At 34.9% G+C, this 25371-nt stretch carries 22 protein-coding genes and 3 tRNA genes; 6 read left to right on the forward strand and 19 right to left on the reverse strand.

The genetic code is table 11. The annotated features are described in order from the left end of the window. Positions 1-24: 24 nt before the first annotated feature. The 5 genes from gldL to OL225_RS17635 all read right to left on the reverse strand — a co-directional run bounded on the left by gldL (position 25) and on the right by OL225_RS17635 (position 6638). Positions 25-723 (reverse strand): gliding motility protein GldL, encoded by a 699-nt coding sequence (gldL, locus tag OL225_RS17615; RefSeq protein ID WP_047377858.1) that lies wholly within the window; start codon positions 721-723, stop codon positions 25-27. Between the two features lie 53 nt (positions 724-776). After that, complete coding sequence (gldK, locus tag OL225_RS17620; RefSeq protein WP_047377857.1) at positions 777-2201, reverse strand: gliding motility lipoprotein GldK; 1425 nt, start codon at positions 2199-2201, stop codon at positions 777-779. Between the two features lie 108 nt (positions 2202-2309). Continuing rightward, a complete protein-coding gene (glmS, locus tag OL225_RS17625) occupies positions 2310-4163 on the reverse strand; it encodes a glutamine--fructose-6-phosphate transaminase (isomerizing) (RefSeq protein ID WP_047377856.1) in 1854 nt (617 codons plus the stop codon). 38 nt (positions 4164-4201) lie between these two features. Continuing rightward, positions 4202-5854, reverse strand: coding sequence for a DUF4270 domain-containing protein (locus OL225_RS17630; RefSeq protein ID WP_264519096.1), 1653 nt, complete (start codon positions 5852-5854; stop codon positions 4202-4204). Positions 5855-5867: 13 nt separating this feature from the next. Beyond that, the gene (locus OL225_RS17635; protein WP_047377854.1) at positions 5868-6638 is read right to left on the reverse strand and encodes a glycogen/starch synthase; all 771 of its coding nucleotides are present in this window, start codon (positions 6636-6638) and stop codon (positions 5868-5870) included. A gap of 171 nt (positions 6639-6809) precedes the next feature. Between OL225_RS17635 and panC the strand changes: the two genes are divergently transcribed. Further along, positions 6810-7658, forward strand: coding sequence for a pantoate--beta-alanine ligase (gene panC, locus OL225_RS17640; RefSeq protein ID WP_264519097.1), 849 nt, complete (start codon positions 6810-6812; stop codon positions 7656-7658). A 318-nt stretch (positions 7659-7976) separates the two neighbouring features. On the opposite strand, the gene OL225_RS17645 is transcribed toward panC, so the two are convergent. From OL225_RS17645 to OL225_RS17655, 3 genes are all read right to left on the reverse strand, one after another. Further along, a tRNA-Lys gene (locus tag OL225_RS17645) sits at positions 7977-8049 on the reverse strand. Between the two features lie 55 nt (positions 8050-8104). After that, positions 8105-8187, reverse strand: a tRNA-Leu gene (locus tag OL225_RS17650). A gap of 36 nt (positions 8188-8223) precedes the next feature. After that, positions 8224-8296, reverse strand: a tRNA-Lys gene (locus OL225_RS17655). A gap of 115 nt (positions 8297-8411) precedes the next feature. Between OL225_RS17655 and OL225_RS17660 the strand changes: the two genes are divergently transcribed. Next, a complete protein-coding gene (locus tag OL225_RS17660) occupies positions 8412-8927 on the forward strand; it encodes a shikimate kinase (RefSeq protein WP_047377852.1) in 516 nt (171 codons plus the stop codon). A gap of 18 nt (positions 8928-8945) precedes the next feature. On the opposite strand, the gene OL225_RS17665 is transcribed toward OL225_RS17660, so the two are convergent. Further along, positions 8946-9383, reverse strand: coding sequence for an RNA-binding S4 domain-containing protein (locus OL225_RS17665; protein WP_047377851.1), 438 nt, complete (start codon positions 9381-9383; stop codon positions 8946-8948). 55 nt (positions 9384-9438) lie between these two features. Here OL225_RS17665 and OL225_RS17670 point away from each other — a divergent pair, with 55 nt between their 5' ends. Further along, positions 9439-10212 (forward strand): hypothetical protein, encoded by a 774-nt coding sequence (locus OL225_RS17670; RefSeq protein ID WP_264519098.1) that lies wholly within the window; start codon positions 9439-9441, stop codon positions 10210-10212. Positions 10213-10297: 85 nt separating this feature from the next. Here the strand turns inward: OL225_RS17670 and OL225_RS17675 are convergent, their stop codons facing one another. The 5 genes from OL225_RS17675 to OL225_RS17695 all read right to left on the reverse strand — a co-directional run bounded on the left by OL225_RS17675 (position 10298) and on the right by OL225_RS17695 (position 17051). After that, positions 10298-11815 (reverse strand): FMN-binding glutamate synthase family protein, encoded by a 1518-nt coding sequence (locus OL225_RS17675; protein WP_047377849.1) that lies wholly within the window; start codon positions 11813-11815, stop codon positions 10298-10300. Positions 11816-11868: 53 nt separating this feature from the next. Then, positions 11869-13215 carry a tRNA (N(6)-L-threonylcarbamoyladenosine(37)-C(2))-methylthiotransferase MtaB gene (mtaB, locus tag OL225_RS17680; protein ID WP_264519099.1) on the reverse strand — a complete coding sequence of 449 codons (1347 nt, stop codon included), beginning with the start codon at positions 13213-13215 and terminating at the stop codon, positions 11869-11871. 66 nt (positions 13216-13281) lie between these two features. Further along, positions 13282-13872, reverse strand: a complete 591-nt coding sequence (locus OL225_RS17685) for a DUF1572 domain-containing protein (RefSeq protein ID WP_264519100.1) — start codon at positions 13870-13872, stop codon at positions 13282-13284. An 88-nt stretch (positions 13873-13960) separates the two neighbouring features. After that, complete coding sequence (locus tag OL225_RS17690) at positions 13961-16063, reverse strand: T9SS type B sorting domain-containing protein (protein WP_264519101.1); 2103 nt, start codon at positions 16061-16063, stop codon at positions 13961-13963. A 190-nt stretch (positions 16064-16253) separates the two neighbouring features. After that, the gene (locus OL225_RS17695; protein ID WP_047377845.1) at positions 16254-17051 is read right to left on the reverse strand and encodes a hypothetical protein; all 798 of its coding nucleotides are present in this window, start codon (positions 17049-17051) and stop codon (positions 16254-16256) included. 204 nt (positions 17052-17255) lie between these two features. On the opposite strand from OL225_RS17695, the gene glgP reads away from it, so the two are divergent. Beyond that, positions 17256-18920, forward strand: a complete 1665-nt coding sequence (gene glgP, locus OL225_RS17700) for an alpha-glucan family phosphorylase (RefSeq protein ID WP_264519102.1) — start codon at positions 17256-17258, stop codon at positions 18918-18920. Positions 18921-18985: 65 nt separating this feature from the next. On the opposite strand, the gene OL225_RS17705 is transcribed toward glgP, so the two are convergent. Both OL225_RS17705 and OL225_RS17710 read right to left on the reverse strand, forming a co-directional pair. After that, positions 18986-19168, reverse strand: a complete 183-nt coding sequence (locus OL225_RS17705) for a DUF6496 domain-containing protein (protein ID WP_264519103.1) — start codon at positions 19166-19168, stop codon at positions 18986-18988. Between the two features lie 12 nt (positions 19169-19180). Next, the gene (locus OL225_RS17710) at positions 19181-19654 is read right to left on the reverse strand and encodes a hypothetical protein (protein ID WP_047377895.1); all 474 of its coding nucleotides are present in this window, start codon (positions 19652-19654) and stop codon (positions 19181-19183) included. A 259-nt stretch (positions 19655-19913) separates the two neighbouring features. On the opposite strand from OL225_RS17710, the gene OL225_RS17715 reads away from it, so the two are divergent. Next, the gene (locus tag OL225_RS17715) at positions 19914-22043 is read left to right on the forward strand and encodes a S9 family peptidase (RefSeq protein ID WP_264519104.1); all 2130 of its coding nucleotides are present in this window, start codon (positions 19914-19916) and stop codon (positions 22041-22043) included. Between the two features lie 66 nt (positions 22044-22109). Here the strand turns inward: OL225_RS17715 and OL225_RS17720 are convergent, their stop codons facing one another. Genes OL225_RS17720 through OL225_RS17730 form a run of 3 tightly spaced genes read right to left on the reverse strand, consistent with a single transcriptional unit; the run spans position 22110 to position 24702 of the window. Next, complete coding sequence (locus tag OL225_RS17720; protein ID WP_047377841.1) at positions 22110-22934, reverse strand: GLPGLI family protein; 825 nt, start codon at positions 22932-22934, stop codon at positions 22110-22112. A gap of 8 nt (positions 22935-22942) precedes the next feature. Then, entirely contained in the window at positions 22943-24451 is a 1509-nt protein-coding gene (locus tag OL225_RS17725; protein ID WP_264519105.1) for a thioredoxin domain-containing protein, read from the reverse strand. Between the two features lie 56 nt (positions 24452-24507). Beyond that, entirely contained in the window at positions 24508-24702 is a 195-nt protein-coding gene (locus OL225_RS17730; protein WP_047377839.1) for a hypothetical protein, read from the reverse strand. Between the two features lie 150 nt (positions 24703-24852). On the opposite strand from OL225_RS17730, the gene OL225_RS17735 reads away from it, so the two are divergent. Beyond that, positions 24853-25221, forward strand: coding sequence for a helix-turn-helix domain-containing protein (locus OL225_RS17735; RefSeq protein ID WP_047377838.1), 369 nt, complete (start codon positions 24853-24855; stop codon positions 25219-25221). Positions 25222-25371: the final 150 nt, after the last annotated feature.

Consider the following 25371-nt stretch of genomic DNA (forward strand, 5'->3'; position numbering starts at 1 on the left):
GTTAAATTTAGAAATGGTTAGGAATTAAGACTTCATAGCAGTTAACATACCACCATAAACTCTATTTAAGTTATTAAGATTAGAAGTTAAACCTTGTAGCTCTTGATTGAATTTCTCAGATTGCTCTGCGGATTTCTGCATATCTGCTACATATTTGTTAGCAAATTCTGATTGCTTTTTACCGCTTTCAAGTTGCATTGCATAAAGAGCATTCATGCTTTCCATATGCTGAGCAGCTTTATTTAATTGGTCATTATATTTATGAGTAGAAGCAGATACGTCAACAGTTTGATTGATCTGATCTACAGAATTTGAAAATTTATCAATTCCTGTTCTTAGTCTTTCAAATAATTGAACATCTAATCTAGCGTCTTCAAGCATTTTGTCCAATTTGGTAGAAAGAGAATTTTCTAATTCAGCAAATTGAGCTGCAGCGTTGTTATTTCTAGAAGATACATTAGAGTGTAATGGGTTAGGATTAGCATGCTTATCTAATAATTCAGGATAAACATTTTCCCAAGCATAAGACTCTTCAGATTTTGGAGGGTCAAATGCAAAAATGATAAAGATAATCGCTTCAGTAATAAGTCCCACGGTAAGAGCGATGTTACCGTTAATTGGTCCCAAGGTAATGTGAGTAATTTTAAGCCAAGCTCCAAGAATTACAATTGCAGCACCGAATGAATAAAAGAAATTCATCCAAGCATCTTTAGTCTTAAACATATTGAGTTAGTTTTTTTAATGTTAAATAAAATTGTTATTGAAAAATTGTCTGATTAATTTCTGTTAACTCTTCTTGGTTTAACAGCTGCTTCAGGGATATCCTGTACAGTTCTAAATCCGATATAGCTTCTTGCGGAATCTTTTCTTTCCCAATCTCTAGCACCTGTCATTAGTGCATATCCTATATCTTTCCAAGATCCACCTCTTACAGATTTCTTCGTATCTTTTTTATCCTTAGTAGAAGGATTTAATGTAGAAGTGAATCCAGCTGATGAATTGTTAAACGAAGATAATGTCCATTCAGAAACGTTTCCAGCCATATCAAATAACCCAAACCCATTTTTCTTAAATTTCTTAACTGGAGCTGTATATGTATAAGTACCTTTTTTCTCATCTTCCATATAGTTACCTCTCTTCGGTTTGAAGTTGGCAAGGTAACATCCTCTGTCATCCATTAAATATGGACCTCCCCAAGGATAAGTAGCATTTTGCATTCCTCCTCTGGCAGCATATTCCCATTCTGTCTCTGTTGGAAGACGGAATACTAATGGTTTTTGTTTTTTTCTTTTTAAACTTTCGTTGTAATCAGATTTCAATTTAGATCTGAAGTTACAATAAGCCCTTGCCTGATCCCAGGTTACCCCAACAACAGGATAGTCTTTGTAAGCCTTGTGCCAGAAGTACTGTTCAAACAATGGCTCATTGTAAGCAAAGTGGAAATCTTTTACCCAAACTGTAGTATCAGGATAGATCGCGATACTTTCGCTTTTCAGGTAATTAGCTCCTCTTTCGTTATCTGCAACTGCAGCGTCCATATCTCCCCAACGGTAAGTATATTTAAGCTTGCTTACATCTAAAATTCTTTCGTTTCCAATTCTGGAAGAAGAAGGCAGATACATAGATTCTAAAACTTCTGCGTATTCTACATCCGGATATTTTGTTGTGCTCCAGTGCAAAGGAATTTTCCAATCTAATCTTTTGCTGGCATCATAACTTCCGTCTTCCCGGCCGCCCTGGCCTTCCATATATTCTTGATAAGGTGTTAAATTTTCTTCTTTTTTAGCAAGGTATGCATAATCCCCTATGCTAGCTCCTTTACGTCCGCCTTCATCACCACCTTCTCCGGCAGCTTCAGCAAGTAAAGTTCTCGCAATAGAGTCTCTTACATAGTTGATAAATACTCTGTACTCCGAGTTGGTAGTTTCTGCTTCATCCATGAAGAAAGAAGAAACAGTAACTGTCTTCAATGCTGTTTTTTCAGGAGTATTTGTTGGATCCTGGTCTGCTAAACCAGCAACAAATGAACCTGCAGGAATTGCGACCATTCCGTATGGTCTTTCCGCAACAAATGATTTAGTTTTTTCTCTTGGTATCAATTCTCCTTTTGTTCCTGGCTTCCCTACAGAAGAGCTGCCACCACCTGAACAAGATACCGATGCTACCGACGCAGACAATAATAAAAGAAATATCCTTTTCATGTTAATTTTTATAATTAAGCCGTAAATATATAATTTTTTTAAGAAACTTTTAAGATTTTTTTTGAAATAACGGAAGAAATCTAAATTTATTTTATTTACAACTACTTTTTATTCCACGGTAACAGATTTTGCAAGGTTTCTCGGTTGATCTACGTTTGCCCCTCTATATACTGCAATATAATAAGCAAGCAGTTGCAGAGGTACGGAAGCAACGATTGGTGAGAAACATTCTGAAGTTTCAGGGATTTCAATAACATAATCTGCCATTTCACTCACCTGACGGTCTCCTTTATTCACTACAGCGATAATTTTACCTTTTCTCGCTTTAATTTCCTGAACGTTACTTACAATTTTATCATAGTGGCCTTTTTTAGGTGCTATAATTACAATTGGCATGTTTTCATCGATCAGGGCAATTGGACCGTGCTTCATTTCTGCAGCCGGGTATCCTTCTGCATGGATGTAAGAAATTTCTTTTAATTTTAATGCTCCCTCAAGGGCAGCCGGATAATTGTATCCTCTTCCTAAATAAAGGAAGTTTGTAGCTTTCACAAAATCTTTTGCAATATTTTGAGTCAGCTCATGGGTCGTACTCAACACTTCTTCAATTTTCTTAGGGATAGCATCAAGCTCAGCAATTAAGCTCATAAATTCAGCGTTTCCTAAGTTTCCGTTGTGTTTTCCTAATTTAAATGCGATTAAAGTAAGAATAGTAAGCTGTGCTGTAAATGCTTTTGTAGAAGCAACCCCGATTTCAGGACCGGCATGCGTATACGAACCGGCATCAGTAATTCTTGCAATTGAAGAATCTACAACATTACATATACCATATATAAATGCACCTTTTTCTTTTGCCAGTTTTAAAGCAGCCATCGTATCCGCTGTTTCTCCGGACTGAGAAATGGCAATCACCACATCTTTATCCGTAATGATTGGATTTCTGTATCTGAATTCTGATGCGTATTCTACTTCAACAGGAATTCTTGCATATTCTTCTATAAGATATTCTCCGATAAGACCAGCATGCCATGAAGTACCACAAGCAATAATGATGATTCTGTTGGCATTTTTAAACTTTTCAACATGATCCCAGATCCCTGCCATTTTAATCACTCCTTCATCTACAAGAAGTCTTCCTCTCATTGTATCGTGTACAGACTTAGGCTGTTCAAAGATTTCTTTAAGCATGAAATGCTCGTATCCACCTTTTTCGATCTGCTCAAGGCTCATTTTAAGCTCCTGAATTTCCGGCTCAATTTTAGAGTTTTCATTAATGGTTCTGATATCTACTCCATTTTCAAGAGAGATTGTTGCCATATGCCCTTCTTCAAGGTAAATAGCTTCTTTTGTAAATTCTACGAAAGGAGAAGCATCAGATGCAATAAAATATTCTTTATCTCCGATTCCGATAGCAAGAGGAGAACCTAATCTTCCTACCACCAATACTCCAGGATAATCTTCATGAAGTACAGTGATTGCATAGGCTCCATATACTTCATTCAATGCATATCTTACTGCAGTCGGGAAATCAGTTTCAGGATTAATATCCATAAAATACTGGAAAAGGTTTACCAATACTTCTGTATCAGTTTCTGATTTGAAAGTAAATCCTTTTTCCGTAAGCATTGTTTTAATAGTATCATAGTTTTCAATAATACCATTATGTACAACTGCTATTTTTCCATTGTTTGACAAGTGCGGATGGGAGTTTCTATCGCTTGGAACTCCGTGGGTAGCCCAACGCGTGTGCCCCATTCCAATTTTATATTTCCCTTTTAATTCTTTCGAAATATTCACCAAATCCTCAACCTTGCCTTTTGTTTTTTCTACTTCAAGTTTATTGTTTGAACCTTCTAAAACAATTCCGGCACTGTCATACCCTCTATATTCTAATCTTCTAAGACCATTAATTACAATTTCGTAAGCGTCTTGAAAACCTGTATATCCTACTATTCCGCACATATTATATTTTGTCTAGTGTATTTTGTATTTATTGTATTCTATTTTTTCGTCGCATAAGTCACCAACAGCTGGATTCTTTTTGGATTGGTATTCGCTTTATCTATACCTGTCAGAATAATTCTGTTCATATCAAAAGCTCTTGTTGTATTACGAACTCCTAAAAGGGTTCCTGTAGCATTTGCAGCGAATGTTCCTGCACCGATCACTAATGGTTTATTAACAATTGGCACATCTTGTCCATTAACTGTTTCCTTTTTTTCTTCAACAAGATCCTTGATTGTTTTTGTTACTATAATATCATAGTAATCTTTATCCTTGTTGTAGTTATATAAACCAAGTCCTGTTGATAAGTCTGATGTATAAGCTAATTTGGAGAAATCAATAGTACCATTACTATTTAATGTATTGGTTAGAATTGTAAATCTACGATCTTCTGTTGAGTTGGTATTCTTCCAGCTTAAAGGATCTACATATACTCTTATCTTAGCACTTAAAATACCTGCTTTCTTTTCAACATAGATCTTCCTAAGGTCTGCAATTGTCTCATCTTTAATTTTCATTACTACAGAAGGACCACCCATTCCCTGAATATAAAGCTTTTCATCACCTACAGAAGAATTACTTGCTGCTACTGCATTGGCCGCAGGAGTCCCGGCATTGTTATATTCATACAGTCCGATATGAGCACTAGCACCTCCTAAGTTGAAAGCAAGATTTGTTTGTGGCCTTGTTGTATTCCCGTTCTCTGTTTTATCATATTTATAATACATGATAAGCTGAAGGTCATTTGGAGAGAACTGGTAAAGATATCTATCAGTTTCGTCCACAGAAATCTTTATCCCTTTGAAATATCTGATAAAGTTAGAAGCATCCTGAAGTTCAGGTTTTCCTTTTTTATCAAGGATATGAGTCTGGAAAAAGTTTGTATTGCTTAGTTTCATTCTGAATCCAAGGTTTCCTGTAAATACAACTGAATTATCGGATTTCTTGGTAACAGATATAGAATTAATGTTACCATCAAACACTCCTGATCCTAATAACTCACCAGTACTTATACTCGTACCCGCATTGGAACGTTTGAACTTATCATCATTTGAATCTAAGAACGTAGTTACTTCGTGTACATTGATTTTCATTGATTTTGAAGCCCCTCCTATTTTACCGTATTTACGAACAGGATAAGTTTTCTTCTCAATTGAAACGGCTGTAGCCACTCCATCTACCGGAAAATCACTTTTCTCAAATGTATTTGTTTTTATGGAGTCACTTTCAAAGAAATAGGTATTAGAAGCAGTATTCGCTGGTGGTCTCACTACAAGAACAACGGAGTCTACTTTTGGATTGGCACCATTAAAGTCATAATTATCAACCGGCATTCTTAGCTGAGTAACATAAGAGGCTCTCTGCATTCCAAACTGACTTTCAGTAAAAGCTCCAAGAACACCAACAGTAGAGACTGCCCCCGTTTCGCTCAGTCCGCTGATTAATCTGGCAGCATCACTTCTGATTGAATCATTGTTGTTATAATTGTATGCGATAACTGGATATGCAATTTCATTACCTTGTGCTGCATCATCATTGAACAACTGTTCACCAAGAGAATCCGGATCCGGTTCACAGTTATAAAGGATTGTACTTCCGAAAATCGCCAATAAAAGCATGGCGAAGGTCCTTTTAAGATTATGAGTCATTAAAAATGTGTTTTTAATAAAGTTGATTTATAGAATCTATGTCAAGATATTCCGACTTCTCAGTAGCGGTTTCATTGAAAGCCTTATCCAGGTCTTCATCCAGAAACTCGTCACCTTTCACAACAGCATTTACATAGTTCATACTTTCGATAACAAAACTTTTAATTGTTGGGTTATCTAACGCTTTTAATCCTGAAATATTATCAAACTGTAGTTTTTCGTCGATCTTTTTATCCAAGTCCGCATCTTTCTCATTGTAAAGAGAAAGTACAATTTTCGCGTCTTTGAAATAAGTATCTGATTCGTAGTAAGTTTTAAGATAAATTGGGACAAAAGAAGCCATCCATCCATTCAAATGGATTACGTCTGGTACCCAATTCAGCTTCTTAATGGTTTCAATAACTCCTCTGGCAAAGAAAATAGCTCTTTCGTCGTTGTCTTCGAAAGGATTTCCTTCATCGTCAAAATAGTATTGTTTTCTTTTGAAGTATTCTTCGTTGTCAATAAAGTAAACCTGAAGTCTTTCCCCCGGAAGAGACGCTACTTTAATGATAAGAGGCTGGTCCAGGTCATTGATAATAATATTCATTCCTGAAAGACGGATCACCTCATGAAGCTGGAATTTCCTCTCACTTATTTGTCCAAATCTTGGCATAAAAACTCTTACATCATTGCCTTCATTGTGCATCTTAAGTGCCATTTTGTTTACCACTGCAGCCATATTGGTATCTTCCTGATATGGATACATCTCTGTAGTAATGTACAGTATTTTTTGATTCGGCATAAACTTTCTATCTAATTTTTGTAAAAATGCTTTAATGTGCAAAATTACAAAAAAACATCCAACATTATTTTAATTAACATTTTTTTACGAAAATTCCCTTTTCCAAATTATTAAAAGTGCATATTATTATACGATATTTTTACTATTTTTGAAATAGCATTAAAATAAACTATGGAAGTTATAAAAAACAGGAAGGTCCTTCAGGATTTCATTGAAAGACAGAAAGAAATGGGGAAAAGAATTGGCTTTGCACCTACAATGGGGGCTTTACATAAGGGCCATCTTTCTCTGTATGAAGAGGCAAGAAAAGAAAATGACCTTGTTATTTCTTCAATTTTTGTAAATCCAACCCAATTTAACAATTCTGAAGATCTTGAAAAATACCCAAGGGATGTTAACAGAGATATTCTTATTCTTCAAAATTCAGGACTTGTAGATGCTGTTTATATCCCTGAGGTAGCAGATATCTACCCGGAGAAGACTGAAAGCCAGCACTATGATTTTGATGGATTGGAAAATGAGATGGAAGGAAAATCCAGACCGGGACATTTTGATGGTGTAGGAACTGTTGTAGAAGAACTTTTCAAACAGATACAGCCCGATCATGCTTATTTTGGAGAAAAAGATTTTCAGCAGCTTGCTATTATTAAAAAGATGGTAGATAAAAAACATCTTCCCGTTAAGATATCAGGAGTTCCTATCTACAGAGCAGAAAACGGATTGGCATTAAGCTCAAGAAACCAGAGACTTCATGAAGACCGAAAAGAAGCTTCTAAAGTCATTTATGAAACGTTAAAAAAAGTAAACAACTGGTTCAGAACCGTTACAATACCAGAAATAAAGGAAAGGGTAACAGATATTTTCGACAACCAGCAGGGAATGAAGCTTGAATATTTTCTGATTGCCGATGAAAACACTCTACAGGAAACTGATTTCTTCTATAAGGACAGAAAATTCAGGGCCTTTATTGTAGTAGTTGTAGATGGCGTAAGATTAATAGACAACATGCAGTTGGATTAATATAACATACATGTATTCTTTATAAAACAAGAACTCTGATGGCGACGTCAGAGTTTTTTGATTTATTGTAATAAGAATTAACTAAATAATTACGGGAGAGAAGAATAATATAACAAAGAATATCTCTGTTACAATATTTATAATATTTCACTTTCTACTGTAAGAAATAACAGGCAAAGAATTCAAAACCCATTATGAAATTCCCGCAGACATCATTAGATGATTAAATACAAAAATCAAAGGCCTCCTGAAGGAAGCCTTTGAAACACCAAATCACAAAATATTAATATGAAAAAAATTTACTTTTCAGTAAACTTGTGACCCGGCTGGGATTCGAACCCAGGACCCATACATTAAAAGTGTATTGCTCTACCAGCTGAGCTACCGAGTCGGCCACAATTAAAATGAAATAAATTTCAATATTAATTATAAATTTTTCTTTGCAGTGCCTGCGACTGGACTCGAACCAGCACATCCTTAGGAAACCACCCCCTCAAGATGGCGTGTCTACCAATTTCACCACGCAGGCAATAAAATTACAAAATTCAGTAATTTTTATTGCTTGTGACCCGGCTGGGATTCGAACCCAGGACCCATACATTAAAAGTGTATTGCTCTACCAGCTGAGCTACCGAGTCGGTCACTTACTTATCAAGTTTTCATTTAAGTAATGTCCCTTGTTTTAAGTGGTGCAAAGATATGACTTTTTTCTTTATCTCAAAACTTTTTCGCAAATTTGTTTAAAAAAAATTCATGGTAATTTCATTGATCGGATACATGGGAAGTGGCAAATCTCACATTTCCAAAATATTAAGCGAAAAAATCGATTTTAAATTGATTGATCTCGATAAAGAGATTTCCAGAAGAAATAAATTAACCATCCCGGAAATTTTTGAAAAGAAGGGTGAGATTTACTTTAGAAAGCTGGAAAGAGAGGCCCTGGAAGAGATATTGGCTTCGGAAGAAAATGTAGTTTTAAGTCTTGGCGGAGGAACTCCTGTTTATTACAATAATATGGAGATCATCAATCATAATTCCAAAAGTGTTTTTTTAAGAAGCTCTGTAGGAACATTGGTTGAAAGGCTTTCAAAACAGAAAGAAAAAAGACCGTTGATTGCCAATATATCTGATGAAGATCTCCCGGAATTCATTGCTAAACATTTATTTGAAAGGAATCAGTTTTACAGTAAAGCACAATTCACTGTAGGTACAGATTCCAGAGAACCGGAAGATATTGTCAACGAAATAATAGAAAAGCTCTATCTCTAGAGCTTTTTTACTTTTATATTAATCTTCTTTTTCATCTTCATTACCTGTCTCTCCAAAGAAATCATCCCAGTCTGTAAAATCAGAGTCAATATCATTTCCCACGTAGTCATCCATCTCCCTCCTATCCTTCTTCGTAGGTCTTCCTTCTCCTTTATTTCTGTAATAGTCTTGCGACATTTTGCGAAGTTTCAGCAGTTCATATTGTTCTTTATCTGTCACGTCCTGGATATGAAGTGACACCAATTTGGCTCCTATTCTGCTTTTAGGAATCTGAATTACTTTTATTTTATAATCAATCTGATTCTTACGGATTTTAATAGTATCTCCTTCTTTTACCTCTTTAGATGACTTTACGGCAGACGTTCCTATAGAAACTCTGTTCTTTTTAATCTCCTCTGCTGCAATACTTCTCGTCTTATAAAAACGAATGCTCCATAAAAATTTATCTATTCTCATAATTTTTTATACTTTTGCCGTTATATTATTTGTAAAGTAATTAAAGTTTTTTGAAATGAAAAAAATATTTTTATATATCCTTGCAGGATCTTTGTGTTTTTCTGCTTGTAAGAAAGATGATGATGTGTCACCCTATGTGGAACCGGAAGACGTTACTACACAAAACACGTATGATGATCAAGCCATTAAGAAGTTCATGGATGAGAATTATCTGGATGCACAAGGTAATATAAAGGCTTTCAGTTCTACGGATACTGCGGACGACAATGAAAAGAAATTATCTGAGCTGAATCCTGTAACACTTCCTTCAGGAACTATTTATATCATGAGAACGGGAGCACAGCCTGTTAATCCCACCCCGGAACAGACAATTACAAGCACCGATATTCTTACTGTAATGATGAAAGCTACTACTTATCTAGCAATTAATACAGATGGAAAATCTTCATTTACTGCTGCTACAGATTTCATGAATACAATAAACGGAACCGGAATTCCTGCAATTGATCCTAAATTCTACTATATTTCTGATGTAGAGGGTAAAAAAGATCCATTGATCGAAAATGCAACTACTGATGCTGCAAAAAAAAGAAGTTACTATGAGATTGAAGGGTTTAGTGAAGCTTTGCAGAAATTTAAAGCATTCAAAGACTACTCTAGCGGATCACCATATAATTTACAAGGAGTAATTATTGTTCCTTCAAGAGCTGCTTTTGCAAGAGATCCTTATTTCCCATACAATTACCCAGGTTACGGCCAGGTGATCTCGTTGAGAAACAAAACATTTGTTTTCAACTTCCAGGTGTATGGCAAATCAACAAGACCATAAAAACAAACATAAAAGTTTAAATAAAATAATAAAAACCCCACAATGATTATTGTGGGGTTTATTTATATCTATACGGTTATCAGAATTAGGTTCTTGCCTTCTGTTTCACATTTCCTAAAATATCTGGAAAGTAAAGGTCTGCAAGGTGGTCAAATTCATCTCCTCTCATAAACATGGTAGCATCTACTTCTTCATAAGAACTTCTTCCCGCTGCGGCAATCAGTTCGTTGCAGGTATGAAGTGTATTTTTATGGAAATGGTATACTCTTTCTGCCTTATCCGTTACATCAAGTCCTTTAATAAGCATTTTATCCTGTGTAGCAACTCCTGTAGGACAGTTGTTTGAGTTACATCTCAATGCCTGGATACATCCTAAAGAGAACATAAATCCTCTGGCATTATTACACATATCTGCTCCCATTGCAACAGCTCTAAGAATATCTAAGCTCGTAAGAACCTTACCACTTGCAATAACTCTTAATTTATTTCTTAAATTATAGTTATTAAGTGTTCTGTTCACAAATATCAAAGCCGGTTCTAATGGCATTCCTACTCCATCTGAGAATTCTGGTGGTGCCGCTCCTGTTCCTCCTTCAGCTCCGTCTATGGTAATAAAGTCAGGATAAATCTTCAATACATTCATTTGCACACAAACATCTTCAAATTCTTTGGTATCTCCTATACAAAGCTTAAATCCTACAGGTTTTCCTCCTGAAAGCTCTCTAAGCTGCTGTACAAACCTCAGCAATCCTGCAGCATCAGAGAATGATGTGTGTGATGGTGGTGAAATAACAGTCATTCCTGGTGTTACATGACGGATCGCTGCAATTTCCGGAGTATTCTTTACCCCCGGAAGCACTCCTCCATGTCCTGGTTTTGCTCCCTGTGATAATTTAATTTCCACCATTTTAACATTAGGAAGTGTAGCATATTTTTCAAAAAGCTCCGGATTGAACTTTCCTTCTTCATCACGACATCCAAAGTATCCTGTTCCGATCTGCCAGCATAAATCACCTCCTTCCATATGGTGGGGTGAAATTCCTCCTTCTCCTGTATTGTGATAAAAGTTTCCTTTTTTGGCGCCTCTGTTCAGGGAAATCTGAGCTCTGTCGCTCAATGCCCCGAAACTCATAGCTGAGATATTAAATAAAGAAGCGTGATAAGGCTGTGTACATTGCTCTCCTCCTACCCATACTCTCGGAAGTTCTTCTGATGGTGATTTTGCATAAATAGAATGCTTGATCCCTTCGTATTTTCTGTGATTCACCTCCAGCTGTGTACCAAAAGCTACGGTATCACTTAAATTTTTTGCACGTCTGTATACCGCAGAACGCTGATTTCTTGGAAATGGTTTCCCGTCTGTCTCCCTCTCAATAAAGTATTGCTGCATTTCAGGTGAAATACTCTCGAAAAAATACCTGAAGTATCCCAATACAGGAAAGTTCCTCAAAATAGCATGTTTCGACTGGTAAGCATTGTATACACCTAATGCATAGATTGCGGATAACAGCGTTGGTATCCAGTAATGCGTTCTGATCAGCAGTGCTATAATCCATGTAGCAACTACTAATACAATTCCCCAAGATAAAAACTTATCTCTCATGAATGTAGTATTTAAAGTTTAAAAATAAATTTAGTGGAAATTTTGCAAAGAGCCTATGCTTTTGCTAAAAAATTTTGGTAGGAAGATTGCACTGAAACCGTGCCATCTGACAGGATTTTTTCTAAATTTAGAAATTCGATTTTGTTTACTGATGCAGGATCAAAGTCTTTCTGAACTCTCACATAGTTTTCTGTGAAGCCAAACATTTTCCCGTCTTTATTTTCGTGCTCCCAAAGAACAGGAAGCGATTTTCCAAGTTGTGTCTGATAGAATGCCATTTTCTTCTTTTCAGAAAGAATTCTAAGCATTTTATTACGTTTTTTTCTTTCAGCTACCGGAACAACACCTTCCATTGCAGCAGCCTCTGTATTTTCTCTTTCAGAATAAGTAAATACGTGAAGATAAGTAATAGGAAGTTCATTAAGGAAATTATAAGTTTCCATAAATTTCTCCTCTGTTTCTCCCGGAAACCCTACAATAACATCTACACCAATAGCCGCATGGGGCATAACCTCGCGGATCTTATTTACTCTGTCATTATACAATTTTGTCAGGTAACGGCGTTTCATCTTTTTCAAGAGATCATCGCTTCCGGACTGTAACGGGATGTGAAAATGTGGAACAAAGCTTTTACTTTTAGAAACCAGTTCAATACTTTCATCTTTCAAAAGGTTGGGTTCAATAGAAGATATACGGATTCTTTCAATCCCTTCTACTTTATCCAGTTCTGAAATAAGATCAAGGAAAGTATGCTCGTGTCTTTTATTTCCGAATTCTCCTTTACCATAATCACCGATATTCACCCCTGTAAGAACAATTTCTTTGATGTCTTTTGCAGCAATTTCTGTGGCATTTCTGAGAACGTTTTCAATAGTATCGGAACGAGAGATTCCTCTTGCTAACGGGATCGTACAATAGGTACATTTATAGTCACAGCCATCCTGTACTTTCAGAAAAGCTCTTGTTCTGTCTCCAATAGAATAACTTCCGATAAAGAAGTCTGTTTCTTCAATTTCACATGAGTGAACTACTCCTTCACTCTCAGATTTCTCTAAATCGTCAAGGTAGCTTAGAATATTGAATTTTTCTTTTGCTCCTAAAACAAGGTCAACACCTTCAATTTGTGAAATTTCTTCAGGTTTCAATTGCGCATAGCACCCAACAATAACGACCAGCCCTTCCGGATTGGCTTTCATTGCTCTTTTTACGTGCATTTTACACTCACGGTCAGCATTTTCTGTCACGGAACATGTATTGATAACATACACATTCGCTTTATCATCAAAACTTACCTTATCATAACCTGCATCTGTTAATTGACGGGCAATAGTAGATGTTTCTGCAAAGTTCAATTTGCAGCCAAGTGTATGAAACGCGGCAGTTCTATGAAAAGTAGACATTTGTTACTCCTGAATTTTATGGGTGCAAAGATAGTAATTTTAATAAGAATCCAAGATTGATTCAATCTATTGTTTATATTCATCCCTTACTTCAGGACTGTTTTGAAAGCAGACGGGGGACGAATTGGTATCCTGTTCACTGCTTAAAAACTTAGTTTTCATTTCTGTATTAAACTCCTGAGAACGGTTTCGGGCAATAGACAGTGTATTCCAATCTTCATTTTTTATCATCTTCGCGATATAAACCATCTGACCAATATGGTAGGGATAGTGAGCCAGCTGGCGGAGAACCGCATCTATAACCGGGTGAGCTTCCCCTCTGATATAAGTTGTTGAATACATATTATCATCATTTATCTTTTCAAGAGCATCAAAAAAACATTTCCATCCTTTTTCCCAAAAATCCAGTACCTGTTCTTTTGTAGTAAATGTATTGACAAACTCTCCATCTCGGTTACGCCATGATTTTTCTCCGTCTTCAGTCAGAAAATTGGTCCATCTTGAAAGCATATTTCCTGCAATATGTTTCACAATGACGGCAATAGAATTACTCTCCTCATTATACTGCCAGAACATCTGTTTATCAGTAAGCTGATCAAATGTCTTATCTCCCAGGGATTTATAATATTCAAAACGTTTTACAAACAGATCTTTCATTTTTTCTATTTTGATAACTAATTTAAAAACTTTTAAAAATAAAAACCACTTCGTTTGAAGTGGTTTTATCTATGTATTATATTTATTGTTATTCTCTGTTTTTTACCAATACCCAACCTGTAAATTTGATTGCTGTATTATTTTTATCATTTTCATTCCATGTAATAGAATACCAGTAAGTTCCGGTAGGTACTCTTCTTCCTCCCTGGGTACCATCCCATTTATAACCATTTGATCTGTCTGCCTGGAAAATTTTGTTTCCATAACGGTCAAAAACATTCATGATCAGGTTTTGCTTATTGGCCAATGCAGAATAGTCAATCACATCATTTATTCCATCTGCATTAGGAGTAATTACATTGATTAAATTAGGAACAACAATTCCTATTTCTATAGGATCACAATCATAAGCATCTTTTACATATACTTTATGATCACCTCTCGAAAGGTTATTAAAAATATTGGAGTCCTGCCAAATGATATTGTCTATTGAATATTTATATGCCGGATTCCCTCCTATTACAGATACAGTAATTGTATTATTCGAGATATCAATTCCGGAAACAACCGGCTGTTCAGAAGGGAGTACTTTTACCGTTTGTGTTGCAATACATTCTCCGGTTTTAAGTTTTACCCAATATACACCAATTCCTGCTTTGATCGTTTGGGTAGTGGCTCCTGTACTCCATTCATAACTTTTGAATCCTGCACCTGCATCCAACGTGGCCTGATCTTCTGCACAAATGGTTACATCTTTAAGAGTAGCAGAATATACCGGCTCAATAACTACTAAGGTAATTCTGGCTACTGTATAGCATCCCTGAGCATTGGAAACTCTTACATATACAAATCCATTAGGGGCAATATAATTATTGGCATTCAGAATCTCGTTAGTCTGATTGACAGCATCCGTCATTGAAGGATAATATTTTTTGGTAGGATTCGTCTGACCTGTTACTGAAGCATTTACAAGATTGAAAGATGCAGTGAATGGATTACCCTCTATGAAACATGATCTTAATGTCGCTTCATTCACAACGACTACCGGATAAAACTTCAAAGTGATCTGTGCAACCGCGGTACATCCAAATTCAGAGATGACTTTTACATAAATAATCCCTTCTGCAGAGACAAATGCCATAGGGGTAGTAATCTCATTGACTCCGGCATTGAGGTCTGCCATCGTATGATAATATTTTTTAGTGACATTCGGGTTTCCAATGACATCTGCTGTGGTTAAATCAAATAAAGCTGTACCTGCATTATTATTGTTACATTGGGTTAATGTTGCATTTTTAACCGTAATAGAACCGTCTTTGAATTTAAACGTTCCAACCTGTTTACATTTATTAAGCGGATTGGTGGCATTGGTAGGATCGGTATAATTGATACTGTAATAGTAAACAGTAGTTGTATTTACTGTAATAGGAGCTGTAATAGGATTATTCCCCGTTAAAGCATCATTCTGACTCAGATGATAACTTACATTAAAGTTTTGATTTCCATTAAGAATTCCTGCAGACAGTGTAGAAAAATCAAACAGAGCTGTACTTGAGCATATTACCACTTCTCTTGGATCGGCAGGATTAGCCGCCGGAATTCCAGGAGGATTAAACGGCTGCGTCTGGATATTAGGGTCTGTAAACGGTGAAGCCAGTGTAGCAGTTCCACCCCATGTCAAAGAAAACGGAGCGGTTGTAGAGCTGGTACTGCTTACCCAGTTATCAATAAACAAATAATACGTTTGTCCTGGTAAAACATCCATATATCTGCAGTAAGGAGTCAGAGAACCTCCGGCAGCACTTAAAAGAGTGCTTGTCATATTTAATCCTGTAGCAGGACCAGGCCCGATAACTGTTGCTGCATTACAACGTATTGGTGAGCCTAAGCTTCCACAGGTTACATTAGGGCCAAAAATTGCCCAGTCATAATCGGCATCCGGATTATTCGGAACCAGATCAAAAGTAAGGGTACCTCCAGTAGCAATCGTAATTTTGTACCAGATAGAATTGTGCTCTCCGGTAAAGTCTATACAACTTCCGGAGTTTACTAATTCTTTTATATTACCATATCCCGTGGGACTATAAGTGATATTTGAGTTTCCGCAAACGGACAATGCGGTAGCACAATCTGCCTGAGAATAATAAGTATGAGAGATGCATAGAAGTATAAAAAGTAAAAATTTTCTCATAGATTACATGTTTTTATGGTTTATTAGTTATACATCGTATTGATATTCAACGTACACCAAATATACCCATATTTTAATTACAAACAATAAAATCCAGATAATTTTAAACTATTTTAAATTAAAACCCTAAATAATTCAATATTATTCATATTATTTTAGATTAAAGAAAAAAATAACCAAACACAAAATTTTATTTTATACTTGTAATATTACCACACAGGTTTTCGAGGTGAAATATTTTGTGGAAAGGGCTTTTCACTTCTGTTAAATGTTCTTTATCCTGAATAAAGGTATATCTTGAAGCAATAGAATTCATATCTGATACAATCACCAGCCAGCATTCATCCACCGAGGTATCATAGTAAGGAAATTTTTCATTTTTCTTTTCAATGAGTTCCAGTATTTTTTCCGAGCAGAGTTCATCAAAAAGGTTCATGTTGTATTCGTGGGTGATGAAGACATTTCTACGGTGAAAAGATTTTCTTATGCTTTTTACACAGCCCACAGTTTTATTTCTTTTGATGCTTTTATAGATATTAATGATATTTTCCTGCTGTATTTCAAGATTATCAAATTTAGTTTCCGGGTGGAATTCTAAAAAATAAACACCACGATATTTCGTAGTGTCTTCCTGTTCTAATAATATTTCTGCCTGACGGAACATCTTGTTCAAAGTACTTTCCACTTTCTTCATTTCCAGATGGTTGATTACTTCAGTCAGTTCTATTCCGATTTTTTTGTCGTTTAGCTTTGCGATAAAGTCCGGACTTTCGCAGGTAAGGTTTTCAAATTTAACATCGGGGAAATGATGCATAAAGGAATTGAGAAGAAGAATCTCAGATTTCTTTCTGTATTTTTCACGATCATGAAGCGGAGATTCGTCTATGGTACGGTGATACTTTTCCATGGGCTTTTTTTTCAAATGCCTGTTCAGGTAATATAAGCTCAGATTCTTTATCAGATCTTCCTCAGAAAACGTCTTTTTCATGTGTGATATTTTTATTTAATTAAGAACACATGCGGCCATGGGCTTTCATCGTTAAAAGTTTTTGATAATCAAAATTTTACACACTTAAAGGTAAGTAAAAAAACAATTCAACGCCTAGTTTTAAAATTAAATTATCTGTTAATTAATGTAAAGTTTATTTTCATAATTAATACCTTTGTCTTTTTCTAACACAAACGCACATTTATGGATTTTAGGAATTTCAGAATACCCTACAATATCAATCCTCAATATTCCAAAAAAACCGCCTATTTCTCGATGGAGTTTGCTCTTGAGCAAGTACTTAAAATATATTCGGGAGGACTTGGCTTTCTCGCAGGATCTCATATGAGAAGTGCTTATAACCTTAAGCAGGACCTTATAGGAATCGGCATTCTGTGGAAATTTGGTTATTATGATCAGGCAAGAAATCATGATCAGACTTTACAGCCCGTATGGACGAGAAAAATGTACAGCTTTCTGGAAGACACCGGAATAAAATTTCAAATCGAAATCCACAGTGCTCCGGTTTGGGTAAAAGTATGGTACCTTGATCCTGAAACTTTCAATACGGCACCTATGTTTTTTCTTTCCACAGATGTTCCGGAAAATGACCACGTTTCCAAAACAATCTGTCACAAATTATATGACGCCAATGAGTCTACCAAACTTGCTCAATATATTTTATTAGGAAAAGGAGGAGCCAAGCTATTGGATGAATTGAATATTGAAAGAGATGTTTACCACCTTAACGAAGCTCATGGACTTCCTGCAGCCTTTTACCTGTTGAAAAAATATAACGGTGACCTCAATAAAGTGAAGGAAAAGCTGGTTTTCACCACGCATACTCCTGAAGAAGCAGGAAATGAAAAACATAGTTTCAGATTATGTTACGATATGTCCTATTTCTCCGGCTACAGCATGGAAAAAGTAAAAAAGATTGAAGGTTCAGATGATGACCGTTTCAACCATTCTCTTTGTGCATTAAGGATGGCCAGAATTGCCAATGGAGTTTCTCAGCTTCATGGTGTGGTTTCCAGAGCCATGTGGAATAAATATCCCGATATCTGTGAAATTACATCTATCACGAATGCGCAGGAATTTAAATATTGGTCTGATAAACCTTTGTACAACGCCAAAGACGAAAATGATGCAACCGTTTTCGATTACCGTAAAAAGTATTTAAAGAAAAAACTGTTCAGTATTGTTGCAGATCAAACAGGAAATTTATTTAACCCTAATATCTTTACCATTGTCTGGGCCAGAAGATTTGCAGGCTACAAAAGAGCGGAACTTCTTTTACATGATAAAGAAAGGTTTTACAGGCTTCTGAACAATCCGAAATATCCGGTGCAGATCATTTGGGCAGGAAAACCTTACCCAATGGATTACTCTGCTATTTCCACATTCAATACTTTGGTTGAAGAAAGTAAAAATCATAAAAGTATAGCTGTTCTTACCGGGTATGAACTTTCTTTAAGTAAATCGTTAAAACAAGGTTCAGATCTATGGCTTAACAATCCCAGAGTTCCTAGAGAAGCTTCAGGAACGTCCGGTATGACCGCTGCTATGAATGGTTCAGTGAATTTATCCACTGATGATGGCTGGATCCCGGAATTTGCCAAACACAGAGAAAACTCTTTCGTCGTTCCGAAAGCAGATTATATGAATATGAGCATTTATGAACAGGACAATTATGATTTAAACAAATTATATGAAATCCTTGAAAACGAAATTCTTCCCACCTATTATGATCATCCTGACCAATGGAGAAAAATCCAGCATAATGCAATGAATGATGTGAAAGATCATTTCAACAGCGACAGGATGGCAGATGAATATTACAGAGTGCTTTATAATGAAGCGAAATAGAGAGAATACAAAATTCTACATCTCATAAAAAGCCTGGAAAATTTCCGGGCTTTTTTATGGTTTATTTACTTTTTCTTTGCAGGTACTTTTAGTCCTTTTTCTCTTGCTTCAGAAATACTGATGGCTATGGCTTGTTTTCTGTCTGTCACTTTCTTTCCGGAGGAAGATTTCAGTTTTCCTTCCTTGAATTCGTGCATTACTTTTCCTACTTTGTCCTGAGCTTTGTCTGAATATTTCGTTTTGCTCATGATCTGATTTTTTTAAGATTTTGGTAGGGAAACCCCTAATTCATAAACACAGGCATGTTTCAAATACTTTGAACGCTCTCTCGATGTTACCGATTCAAAATGATCATTTTTGATCACAATAATCGGGTCTTCTATATTTTCAATTTCAAAATTGGCAAAATACCGCTCATCCGGGCTGGTTTTATCATTTCTTGCTTTAATTTTCTGCAGTTCATCCGCATATTTTCTGAATCCCGGATCTGAGGAGTGAATAAATTTGTATTCATCGCCTGCATACACATGGTAATGAATTTTTTTCTCTATCAAACCTGCTTCATCAGTAATTTCAGGGTTATCATTCCCATCTCTAAACACTACTTCCACCAATGTTCCTCCTTTTTTATGAGCGCACTCTTCTGCGTCATTAAAACTGGAAAAACCTGTATAAACAATCTGATCGTTTAATACATAACGGTTCAGTTTCTGGTTGTATGCATTCGTTTCCATAATTATCATTTGATTTGATTTATACTTATTATATATTCAATTTTTTTGCCAAATTGCCTTTTTTAACAAATTTCATTAATGAATATTTTTTAATACCCTTTCTGTGTTCCTGAAGGCTATTATCCGCCGGAAACAGAAGATCCGGGAACAAGGCATGAAGCTTAATTAAAATACAAAATCAGGATAGCAAGTCCTGATTTTGTATTTTATATGGTTATGTAAGTAAGAATTATTAAATTTGGAATCATTAAAATTGAAAATGAAAAAACTCCTATTAACTCTTACTGTTGCTGCTATATTCCAAAATGTATCAGCACAGGATATTACTTTAGATAAAATATATTCAGGATATTACCGTGGAAAAGGAATCGCAGGAATTACTTCCATGAAAAACGGAGAAAACTATCTTGTGATTGAACCAACTGGAATTGCAAAATATTCTTATAAAACTTCACAGAAAGAAGGAAATCTTGTGGACGGAAGATTTGAAAGCTATATTTTTTCTGATGATGAATCTAAAATCCTTTTACAGACAGGAAGCCAGCCTATTTACAGACATTCTTTCTTAGGAAAATTCGATGTAAAAGATTTAAAATCCGGAAAAGTAATCAGCCTCAATGAAGGTAAAACAGTTCAGGAGCCCACATTTTCACCTGATGCTACAAAAGTGGCATTTATTTCTGACAACAATTTATTCTATCAGGACCTTAACTCAGGAAAAATCACACAGATTACTACTGACGGTAAAAAGAATTCAATACTGAATGGCTTGGCAGATTGGGTTTATGAGGAAGAATTCGGACATGCAAGACAATATGAATGGACGAAGAATTCTGATGCAATCGTATTTGTAAAATCTGACGAAGGACAGGTACCGGAAATCTATATTCCCATCTACGGAAAAAGTCTTTACCCGGCTGAAATGCGCTATAAATACCCAAAAGCTGGCGAAAAAAACTCTGTGGTTTCAGCACAGCTCTACCGTCTTGATAACGGGAAAACAATGCAATTGAACTTAGGTTCTTTCAAAAACTACTATATCCCGAATGTATTCCAGACTGCAAAAGCGGATGAAATTGTTTTAATTACTTCTGAGAGAATTCAGAATGCTTCAGATATTTTAAAAGTAAATACCAAAACAGGGGCAGTTCAGAAATTATTTACTGAAACGGATGACAAATGGATCGATACGGACAGCCCTACTCTGGAATTCCTTGAAGATGATTCTTTCCTTTGGGCTTCTGAAAGAGACGGAAATCGCCACCTTTACTGGTATGACAAAGATGGTAAGCTTAAAAAGCAGATCACAAAAGGAAACTGGGAAGTAACAGACTATTATGGTTTCAATCCAAAATCGAAAGAAATCTTCGTTCAGACTACTGAAAAAGGAAGTATCAATAAGGTTGTTTCCAAAGTAAATATTGAAAACGGAAAATCTCAGCTGATCTCCAATGCAGAAGGAAACAATTCTGCCAATTTCAGCAAGAATTATAATTATTTCATTGAAACTTCTTCTACAGCAGCAAAACCTTACACTTATGTTTTAAAAGACGGAAACGGGAAAGCGGTAAAAGAACTTCAGAACAACAATGATCAGTTACAGAAATTAAAAACAGATAATTTTGTTGAAAAAGAATTCATCACCATTCCTAATGCTGTTGGTGATCAGATGAATGCATGGATTATGAAGCCTAAAAACTTTGATCCGAATAAAAAGTATCCTTTATTTATGTTCCAGTATTCCGGACCGGGCTCTCAGCAGGTTACCAACTCATGGGATAACGGAAATGCAATGTGGTTCAATCATCTTGTTCAAAAAGGATATATCGTAGCTTGTGTAGACGGCCGTGGAACCGGGTACAAAGGAGCAAAATACAAGAAAGTAACGTATATGAATTTAGGAAAGTATGAGATTGAAGATCAGATCACTGCAGCGAAGTGGTTTGGAAACCAAACTTATGTTGACAAAAGCAGAATCGGAATGTTCGGATGGAGCTTCGGTGGTTATATGACCAGTCTGGCAATGACTAAAGGCGCAGATGTTTTCAAAATGGGAATTGCTGTAGCACCGGTAACCAACTGGAGATATTATGACTCCGTATACACGGAAAGATTTATGAGAACTCCTCAGGAAAACCCTGATGGATATGATAAAAACTCTCCTACAGAATATGCAAACCTATTGAAAGGTAAATTCCTTCTGATTCACGGAACTGCAGATGACAATGTTCACTTTCAGAACTCTATGGAATTCTCTGAAGCTTTGATTCAAAACAAAAAACAGTTTGATTTCATGGCTTACCCGGATAAAAACCACGGAATCTATGGAGGACAGACGAGACCACAGCTGTATCAGAAAATGACGGATTTCATCCTGAATAACTTATAAGGATTATAATTATATCTAAATAAAAAAACCTTTCAGAAGTTCTGAAAGGTTTTTTAGTGGGATTCGTTAAGGATATTTTACAGCTTTATCCAATTCTATAGGATTATTAAAAGATTTTATTTTTTTTCTTTCGTTGGCTTCGGCGGGTTTCAACTGTTCTTTGGAGAGAACAGTGCCATCATCAAGCAGTAACTTTTTTCCTTCAGGTAGCGCAAGCCTTCCATTCATTATATATTTAAAAGGACTCTCATATAATTCTAATTTCAATTTATCCAGTTTAGCCTGATTAACGGGAATTGCTCTGGAAATAGAGTTTTCTAACGAAACCTGTTTATAATCCTCTGTAATCTTTTCGCTCTTTATAATTTTGAAATGGTAATCTTTTTTTATGTCATACAACTCTACAATGAGCCCTGGTAATCCATTAAATTTATAGGGACCATAAGGAATGGGGATATCCTTAGAAAACCATGCTACCCAACTTCTTCCTCCAAATTGGGTTGTTGCCTTTTGAAGATGAAGTTCATCAACTATCTTGATACTATCAGTAATTTTCCAGTTCTGTTCAGCCTTTCCATCAATTTTATAAAAATTCACATCTCCTATATATTCATAGTTTTGATATTCATTAGTATTATTTTTTTTAATCAGAAATGAAGTCTGTTTATACCCTTTAAATCCATATTGATTTTTAGTCGCAAATATTGAATCATTGATATAATATATTCTATTATAATATTTCATTTCATCTTTAGAAATATCCAGATTAAAATTTTCTTTGATAAGATTTTTTGAAGTGGAGTCTTTCTTAGATACAACATCATATACAAATCTGTTGCTTTGAGCAAAACAGGTGAATGTTCCCAACAATAAAAATAATAGTTTTTTCATAGTTTAATTTAGTCAATCATTTCAGATAAGAAATATTCTAAATCGGCTCTGTCATATTCTATAGGGTATTGATAACCATTGATAAAAATATCCGGTGTAAAATTAATATCATTTATCTTTCTCCATTTTTTCTGATTATTTAAGATAGTAATGACATTTTCTTGATTTTTAAACAAATGAGAATATTTATTATTCCATTTATCTATCCCATTTTTATCTGTTCTTATATTATACCACTCTTCCAAAGCTACAAAAAATGTGGTTTTATCTTCCGAATTTTCATAAATGCTGGCCATATTTATGTAGGTGGAACGTAATTCTTCAGAAAAATTATCCAGATCTGCATCTAATACCAGTCGAATATTAATTTTATTACTGTAGTTATATATGATCCTCATGAATGTAGGATAAAATTCCTTACAATATTTACATGAAGGATTTGTCACTAAAACTAGTGTTAAACTGGAATCCGAAGTTCCAAAATTAAATGAACTTAAAAAATCATCATTAAGTGTTTTCTTTTGAATTGCAAGATTATTTCTAAAGAATGTGTAATTCTTTTTAAACCTTGAACTTTTTATAATCTCTTCTTTCAGTTTACTATTCCAGTTTATTTTTTCCTTTAAATAAAGAAGAAACAAAGCAGATGCCGAAATAAATAACGCATACAAAATAATAGAAAATAGATTGATCTTTGCTAATGGATTGGGTAAAAAAAGCAAAAGAGCCAGTTGAGCATAAACACAAAGTATAATACCAATACAAACTGGACATAGCTTTTTAATAACAATCATCTGGTAGTACAATGAAACAAATGAGATGGGTATAAACAAATAAAATATATATTTGTATATAAAATAATAAAAACTCAGATCTTTATATATAGCTAAAACTATAAAACTAATAATTTGAGAGAAAAAGAATAATAAAGAGATCTCAGATATATCAAAAAATTTCCATTTCTTATAATTAAATACATAATCACAATCTGTTTTCAACATTTTATTCTGACATACCCCTAAAGGTATAATTGTTCCTTTGCCATGAGTTTTTTTATAAGCTTCATAAGAAAGGAAAATTCCTAAAAATGACAGCGATAAAAATGTTATTCCCGTATAAAAGAAAGAAAAATCCAATAATAAAACAGATAATACGAGAGCACCTAATAAAAGAATACTCCATAAAAAGAGGCTATTTTTCTTCTTTTCATTATAAAAACTTTCTGATTTGTCAACTAATAAAACAACATTCGATGTTGAGAGATCATAATTTTTTTTGTCTTCTAATGTAAAATCTCCGTCATTGATTGAAAGAAAGTTTTTAGGTAGCAGCTCAACATCTTCTTCATCTATTTCAAAAATTGAACAATCAATATTAAAAAAATGTAGTGTATCGGAAAAAGACAGAATATTAGGAAATTCCGGATGACCATTTAATTGGTATTCAAACTCAGTCTTATCAATATGGATATCAACAAGATTTAAATAGTTTGTTAATATATTAATATTTTTCTTCATAAGTACTTAAAAATAATCAGCAATGAAATTTCATTGCTGATTACGATTTTTAATTTTTAGTTACAACATCCTCCTCCGCATCTTGCACTACCGTCTCCAGCGCAGCCGGCTTGTACGCAACCACACTCTACTTCACCACCACCGATTCCGATAGAAGTTCCTCCTCCGTTTCCTATTTTCCCTCCTTTAAGTGATCTTAACTCATTTCTGGATAGACTTGCTTTCTTCATTTTCAAAGAATTGTTTTTCATAATGTTTTAATTAAATATTCTGTGTCATTATTGACTTTTCAAAACTATAAATTAAAACCTCCAATAAGATAAATAGATCAGGCATTTTTTTGGCAAATTTCTTGCAGAACATGTACATGTTTTGCATATTTGTAATAGACATTAAGAATCATGAAGCAAGAAAAACTAAAAAACCTAAGGAAACTCAAAGGCATCTCTCAAGAGAAGATGGCAAGAATTTTATCTACTGATCCTTCAAATTATTCCAGAAAAGAACGGGGTGAAGTAAGGATACATGAAGAAGAATGGAAGAAAATAGCTGAGGCTCTCAACGTTCCTATTTCTGAGATTAAAGAAGAGGACGAAAGACTAGTAAGTAGTAAAAATTCCACTTTCAAAGACACATCTCAATATCAGTACACACAAAATCTCAATTACTCATTAATTGAAAACTTACAAGACTATATTGGTTTTCTAAAACAAAAGATTCACGAATTAAAAGAAGAAAATCAAGTATTAAAATCTCAAAATGGTTTTTAGGTGAGAATTATATTATGATTTATGAACAATTAACGTCCCTTTCAGTTTTCCTGAAAGGGACTTTTTTATTTATTTCATTAATCATTTAGGCAAGTATTATTTATTTTATCAATTAAAATTAAAAACCTATTTTTGGGAAATTTGAAAATT

It is taken from the genome of Chryseobacterium viscerum (assembly GCF_025949665.1).
Lineage (GTDB): Bacteria > Bacteroidota > Bacteroidia > Flavobacteriales > Weeksellaceae > Chryseobacterium > Chryseobacterium viscerum_A.

What these genes read in the sequence shown, in the direction of transcription:
- gldL (WP_047377858.1), bottom strand. Translation starts at nt 723, where the DNA reads ATGTTTAAGACTAAAGATGCTTGGATGAATTTCTTTTATTCATTCGGT.
- gldK (WP_047377857.1), bottom strand. Translation starts at nt 2,201, where the DNA reads ATGAAAAGGATATTTCTTTTATTATTGTCTGCGTCGGTAGCATCGGTA.
- glmS (WP_047377856.1), bottom strand. Translation starts at nt 4,163, where the DNA reads ATGTGCGGAATAGTAGGATATACAGGTTTTCAAGACGCTTACGAAATT.
- OL225_RS17630 (WP_264519096.1), bottom strand. Translation starts at nt 5,854, where the DNA reads ATGACTCATAATCTTAAAAGGACCTTCGCCATGCTTTTATTGGCGATT.
- OL225_RS17635 (WP_047377854.1), bottom strand. Translation starts at nt 6,638, where the DNA reads ATGCCGAATCAAAAAATACTGTACATTACTACAGAGATGTATCCATAT.
- panC (WP_264519097.1), top strand. Translation starts at nt 6,810, where the DNA reads ATGGAAGTTATAAAAAACAGGAAGGTCCTTCAGGATTTCATTGAAAGA.
- OL225_RS17660 (WP_047377852.1), top strand. Translation starts at nt 8,412, where the DNA reads ATGGTAATTTCATTGATCGGATACATGGGAAGTGGCAAATCTCACATT.
- OL225_RS17665 (WP_047377851.1), bottom strand. Translation starts at nt 9,383, where the DNA reads ATGAGAATAGATAAATTTTTATGGAGCATTCGTTTTTATAAGACGAGA.
- OL225_RS17670 (WP_264519098.1), top strand. Translation starts at nt 9,439, where the DNA reads ATGAAAAAAATATTTTTATATATCCTTGCAGGATCTTTGTGTTTTTCT.
- OL225_RS17675 (WP_047377849.1), bottom strand. Translation starts at nt 11,815, where the DNA reads ATGAGAGATAAGTTTTTATCTTGGGGAATTGTATTAGTAGTTGCTACA.
- mtaB (WP_264519099.1), bottom strand. Translation starts at nt 13,215, where the DNA reads ATGTCTACTTTTCATAGAACTGCCGCGTTTCATACACTTGGCTGCAAA.
- OL225_RS17685 (WP_264519100.1), bottom strand. Translation starts at nt 13,872, where the DNA reads ATGAAAGATCTGTTTGTAAAACGTTTTGAATATTATAAATCCCTGGGA.
- OL225_RS17690 (WP_264519101.1), bottom strand. Translation starts at nt 16,063, where the DNA reads ATGAGAAAATTTTTACTTTTTATACTTCTATGCATCTCTCATACTTAT.
- OL225_RS17695 (WP_047377845.1), bottom strand. Translation starts at nt 17,051, where the DNA reads ATGAAAAAGACGTTTTCTGAGGAAGATCTGATAAAGAATCTGAGCTTA.
- glgP (WP_264519102.1), top strand. Translation starts at nt 17,256, where the DNA reads ATGGATTTTAGGAATTTCAGAATACCCTACAATATCAATCCTCAATAT.
- OL225_RS17705 (WP_264519103.1), bottom strand. Translation starts at nt 19,168, where the DNA reads ATGAGCAAAACGAAATATTCAGACAAAGCTCAGGACAAAGTAGGAAAA.
- OL225_RS17710 (WP_047377895.1), bottom strand. Translation starts at nt 19,654, where the DNA reads ATGGAAACGAATGCATACAACCAGAAACTGAACCGTTATGTATTAAAC.
- OL225_RS17715 (WP_264519104.1), top strand. Translation starts at nt 19,914, where the DNA reads ATGAAAAAACTCCTATTAACTCTTACTGTTGCTGCTATATTCCAAAAT.
- OL225_RS17720 (WP_047377841.1), bottom strand. Translation starts at nt 22,934, where the DNA reads ATGAAAAAACTATTATTTTTATTGTTGGGAACATTCACCTGTTTTGCT.
- OL225_RS17725 (WP_264519105.1), bottom strand. Translation starts at nt 24,451, where the DNA reads ATGAAGAAAAATATTAATATATTAACAAACTATTTAAATCTTGTTGAT.
- OL225_RS17730 (WP_047377839.1), bottom strand. Translation starts at nt 24,702, where the DNA reads ATGAAAAACAATTCTTTGAAAATGAAGAAAGCAAGTCTATCCAGAAAT.
- OL225_RS17735 (WP_047377838.1), top strand. Translation starts at nt 24,853, where the DNA reads ATGAAGCAAGAAAAACTAAAAAACCTAAGGAAACTCAAAGGCATCTCT.